Annotated in this window: 5 protein-coding genes and 1 pseudogene; 4 read left to right on the top strand and 2 right to left on the bottom strand. The window is 73.8% G+C overall.

Translation table 11 applies throughout. The features are described 5' to 3' along the window. From IEZ12_RS37615 to IEZ12_RS03110, 3 genes are all read left to right on the top strand, one after another. A partial coding sequence (locus IEZ12_RS37615; RefSeq protein WP_229847186.1) for an alpha/beta fold hydrolase occupies nt 1-506 on the top strand: 506 nt, incomplete at its 5' end. 91 nt (nt 507-597) lie between these two features. Beyond that, on the top strand, nt 598-1,440 hold the full coding sequence (locus tag IEZ12_RS03115; protein WP_189270648.1) for a helix-turn-helix domain-containing protein: 843 nt from the start codon (nt 598-600) through the stop codon (nt 1,438-1,440). Nucleotides 1,441-1,502: 62 nt separating this feature from the next. Then, on the top strand, nt 1,503-2,198 hold the full coding sequence (locus tag IEZ12_RS03110) for an alpha/beta hydrolase (RefSeq protein ID WP_189270875.1): 696 nt from the start codon (nt 1,503-1,505) through the stop codon (nt 2,196-2,198). Between the two features lie 88 nt (nt 2,199-2,286). On the opposite strand, the gene IEZ12_RS03105 is transcribed toward IEZ12_RS03110, so the two are convergent. Further along, the gene (locus IEZ12_RS03105) at nt 2,287-3,123 is read right to left on the bottom strand and encodes an alpha/beta fold hydrolase (RefSeq protein WP_043910637.1); all 837 of its coding nucleotides are present in this window, start codon (nt 3,121-3,123) and stop codon (nt 2,287-2,289) included. Nucleotides 3,124-3,374: 251 nt separating this feature from the next. On the opposite strand from IEZ12_RS03105, the gene IEZ12_RS03100 reads away from it, so the two are divergent. Beyond that, entirely contained in the window at nt 3,375-3,923 is a 549-nt protein-coding gene (locus tag IEZ12_RS03100; protein ID WP_043910638.1) for a Dps family protein, read from the top strand. A gap of 76 nt (nt 3,924-3,999) precedes the next feature. On the opposite strand, the pseudogene IEZ12_RS37610 reads toward IEZ12_RS03100, so the two are convergent. After that, nucleotides 4,000-4,269: pseudogene (locus tag IEZ12_RS37610) on the bottom strand (GPR1/FUN34/YaaH family transporter); the annotation flags it as partial.

The raw sequence follows: 4,269 nt of genomic DNA, 5'->3' as shown, positions 1-4,269 counted from the left end.
GCACCGGGCGGATCCGCCGGCTGGTGCTGGTCGACCAGCCCGCCGCGGTCGCCGCGGTGCCCTGGACGGCGCCCGCCGAACAGCGCGCGGCCGGCGCCATCTTCGACGTGGCCGGGCTGCTGGAGCTGTGCGCCGGGCTGGCCGGCCCGGACGGCGACGAGGTCCGCGAGGGCTTCGTCCGGTCGATGTTCGGGGGCGACACCGACCCCGGCGTGCGGGCCTTCGTGCTGGACGAGATCCGCGCCACCCCGGCGTACGCGGGCGTCCCGCTGCTGTTCGACCACTGCGCGCAGGACTGGCGCGACGTGCTCGACCGGATCGACGTGCCGGCGCTGGTGATCGGCTGCGAGGGCAGCCACGTCGACCCCGCCTCGCAGCGCTTCGTCGCCGAACGGATCCCCGGCGGCCGCCTGCACGTCTTCCCGAGGGAGGTGGCGAGCTCGCACTTCCCGTTCCTGGAGAACCCCGAGGCGTTCAACGCCGTCGTGGACGCCTTCCTCTCCTGAACCCCGCGCCGTCCCACCACCCGGCGCACTCCCCGCACTCGCAAAACTCAACCGGTCGGAGAACCCCGTGAACCTGTCGGGTCCCTCACCCATGCCCGAAAACGACTGCTCGCTGTTCGACCCGACCCTGTTCGGCGGCGCCGTGGTCGACGTCCTGGCCCCGCCGCCCGGCACCGCCCCCGACGACTGCCTGTACGTCGCCCTGCACCTGGCGGGCGCGGCCTCGCTGCGACGCGGCGACACCAGCACCGTGCTGGCCCCCGGCGACCTGCTGATCGACACCGCCCCGCACCCGGCGGGCCTGCTGCGCGACGCCGAGTGCCGGATGCTCCGGTTCCGCGTCCCGTGCTTCTACCTGGGCGTCCGGCGGGCCGACGTGCGGCGCACCGGCGGGCTGCTGGCGCGCGGCGACACCGGCGTGGGCGCGTTGGCCTCGCAGTTCCTGCAGACCCTGGCCGGCCAGTCACAGGCCCACCGGGCGCGGCCCGGCAACCACCTGGCGCGCAGCGTCTGCGACATCGTCGCGATCCTGGTGACCGAGCTGATGGAGCAGCACGCGCCCCCGCACCCGACCGGCGCGGGCGAGATCCTCGCGCGGCTGCGCGAGCACATCGAGGAGAACCTCGCCGACCCGGACCTGTCGCCGGAGTCGATCGCCCGCTCGCAGCACATCTCGGTGCGCTACCTGCACAAGCTGTTCCAGCAGGACGGCACCACGGTCGGCCAGTGGGTGCGGCAGCGGCGGTTGGACGCCTGCCGCCGCGAGCTGGAGTGCCCCGCGCGCCGCCAGACCAGCGTCTCCGCGGTCGCGCACCGCTGGGGCTTCGTCAGCCACTCGCACTTCAGCCGCGCCTTCCGCGAGACCTACGGCGTCTCGCCCCGGCAGTGGCAGGCCTACGCCGCCGCCCACGCGGACGGCGTCCACCCCGCGTGACCCCCACCAGCACCGCGTCGGCGGCGGCCCGCCCCGCCGCCGACGCCGTCAGAAAGGCCGCCATGTCCGCCACCCGGCCCACCGTCGTGCTCGTCCACGACGGCTGTTCCGACGCCACCACGTGGGCCGGCGTCGTCGCCGAGCTCCACCGCCGCGGCCTGAGCGTGCTCGCCGCCGCCAATCCGCTGCGCGGACTCGCCCACGACGCCGCCTACCTGGCCGCCCTGCTCGCGGACCTCGACGGCCCCGTGGTGCTGGTCGGCCACGCCTACGGCGGGGCGGTGATCACCGAGGCCGGCGGCGCGCCGAACGTGGTCGCGCTGGTCTACGTCGCCGCCTACCTGCCCGACGTGGGGGAGAGCTACGACGACCTGGTCGCCGGGCTCGCCCCCGGGCAGGGCCGGGCCCGGCTGCTGCGCACCGGCGCCGGGGACGAACTCACCGTGCCCCGGGAGTGGTTCCCGGAACTGGTGGCGGCCGACCTCGACCCGGAGCTGGCGCAGGTCCTCGCCGCGCTCCAACGCCCGGTCGCCGAGCGGGTGTTCACCGAGACGCCGACCGCCGCGGCGTGGCGCGACAAGCCGTCCTGGGCGCTGGTGACGGGCGCCGACCAAGCGCTGCCGCCGGAGGTCCAGCGCTTCACCGCCGAGCGGGCGGGCGCCCCGGTGACGGAGCTGCGCGAGGCCTCGCACGCGGTGATCGTCTCGCGGCCGACCGCCGTCGCGGAGCTGATCCACGACGTCGCGACGGGTCGTTGACGGCCCGTCCGGGAAATGGTTCGCGCCCGGCGTCCCCGCGGAATGCGGGACGCCGGGCGCGAGTCGTTGCGCGGCCGACCGGCCGGGACTACTTGGCCAGGAAGGCCAGCAGCGCGGAGTTGACCTCCTCGGCGTGGGTCCAGAGCAGGCCGTGCGGCGCGCCCTCGATCTCCACGTAGTCCGCGGCGGGCAGCGCGCGGTGGAACGGGCGGGCGGTGTTCTCGACCGGCAGGATGCGGTCGCCGGTGCCGTGCAGGATCAGCGCCGGAACGTCGATCTTGGGCAGGTCGGCGCGGAAGTCGGTGTACCAGGTGGACGGCGCGGCCGAGGCCGCGAACGCGCCGCCGGAGGCCGCGACGTTCCAGCTGTTGCGGACGGACTCCTCGCTGATCCGGGTGCCGAGGTTCTCGTCCAGGTTGTAGAAGTTCTCGAAGAAGTCGCTGTAGTAGGCGTAGCGGTCGGCCTTCACGGCGGCGACGACGCCCTCGAAGAACTCCAGCGGGGCGGCGCCCTCCGGGTTGTCGTCGGTCAGCAGCAGGTACGGCTCCAGTGAGGCCAGGAACGCGACCTTGGCGACCCGGGCCGAGCCGTAGGTCGACACGTAGCGGGCGACCTCGCCGGTGCCCATCGAGAAGCCGACCAGGACGGCGTCGCGGACGTCCAGGGTCTCCAGCACGGTGTTCAGGTCGGCCGCGAAGGTGTCGTAGTCGTAGCCGGTGGTCGGCTGCGAGGACTGGCCGAAGCCGCGGCGGTCGTAGGTGATGACCCGGTAGCCGGCGTCGAGCAGCGCGGCCTCCTGGCGCTCCCAGGAGTGGCCGTTCAGCGGGAAGCCGTGGATCAGGACGACCGGCTGGCCGGTGCCGTGGTCCTCGTAGTAGACGTCGATGGAGGTGGTGTTCTCCTGGCCGACGGTGATGTAAGGCATGGCGGTTCACTTTCGTCAGTGGGGCGGCCCGGTCGTCGGGCGGTTGACTCGCCCCACGCTAGGAGCGGGTCGGGGCGGCGGATCGCCCGGGAGAGCACAGCTCGTCGCCCCAGAGCGCCATCCGACCTGACCGGACGTCAACTGCGGCGCAGGGTGCGCGCAGCGGCCGCTGCCCGTGCACGGTCGGGACAGGCAGGAGGCCTCGGCGTTCCTACGTTGGTGGGGCCTTGACCCCGATCCTCAGGAGCACCATGTCCAGCCAGCCTCGCCTGCACCAGCGCGGGCCCGCCGTCCAGGAGTTCGGCACCGTCACGCAGCTGCCGATCGCGCTGTCGCACGACGCCCGCCTGTACTCGACGCAGCGCCTCAACCGCGTCCTCGCGGACACCCAGTTCCTGTACGGGCTGTACAAGAAGTACCACTGGGGGATGCGCGGCCCGACGGCCTACCAGCTGCACCTGCTGTTCGACAAGCACGCCCAGGAGCAGCTGGAGCTGATCGACGCGCTCGCCGAGCGGGTGCAGACCCTCGGCGGCGTCGCGGTCGGCGACCTGCGGCACGCGGCCGAGATCACCGGCGTGCCGCGCCCGCCGGACGGCCTCGACGACGTGCGCTCGATGCTCTCGCGGCTGCTGGACGCGCACGAGCGCATCCTCACCGACGCCCGGGACGCCGCCGCCCGCACCGCCGAACTCGGTGACGACGGCACCCAGGACCTGCTGGTGTCGCAGATCATCCGCGGCGGCGAGACCCAGGTGTGGTTCCTCGCCGAGCACCTGGTGGACACCCCGGAGCTGTAAGCACGCCGGAGCCGCCGGCACGCAGCCCGAAGGGGCCGTCCTCGGACGGCCCCTTCTCTGTCGTTCGTGCGGCCGGTCAGAGCGTGCGGCGGATGCCGGCCTGGCGCTCCAAACCGTGCAGCTGATCGGCGAGTTCGGCGGTCATGGCGTGCTTGACGGGGCCGCTGCGGCCGATCGGCAGGACGTCGCGGCCGCGCAGTTCCTCCACCATCAGGGCGTACGCGGCGTACACCGCGACCAGCGCGAGCAGGATGCCGAGCACGCCGGCGACGCGGGTCAGCCCCTCGATGCCGGTGACGCCGGCCACGCCGGCCACCAGGTAGCGCGGGGTGGCGACCAGCAGGAC

Source organism: Kitasatospora griseola (assembly GCF_014648555.1).
GTDB lineage: Bacteria > Actinomycetota > Actinomycetes > Streptomycetales > Streptomycetaceae > Kitasatospora > Kitasatospora griseola.
This window is presented reverse-complemented; position numbering and strand designations above follow the sequence as displayed.

Bases quoted from the DNA above. Each gene is read 5' to 3' on its own strand.
- IEZ12_RS03100 (WP_043910638.1), top strand. From the start codon at position 3,375: ATGTCCAGCCAGCCTCGCCTGCACCAGCGCGGGCCCGCCGTCCAGGAG.
- IEZ12_RS03105 (WP_043910637.1), bottom strand. From the start codon at position 3,123: ATGCCTTACATCACCGTCGGCCAGGAGAACACCACCTCCATCGACGTC.
- IEZ12_RS03110 (WP_189270875.1), top strand. From the start codon at position 1,503: ATGTCCGCCACCCGGCCCACCGTCGTGCTCGTCCACGACGGCTGTTCC.
- IEZ12_RS03115 (WP_189270648.1), top strand. From the start codon at position 598: ATGCCCGAAAACGACTGCTCGCTGTTCGACCCGACCCTGTTCGGCGGC.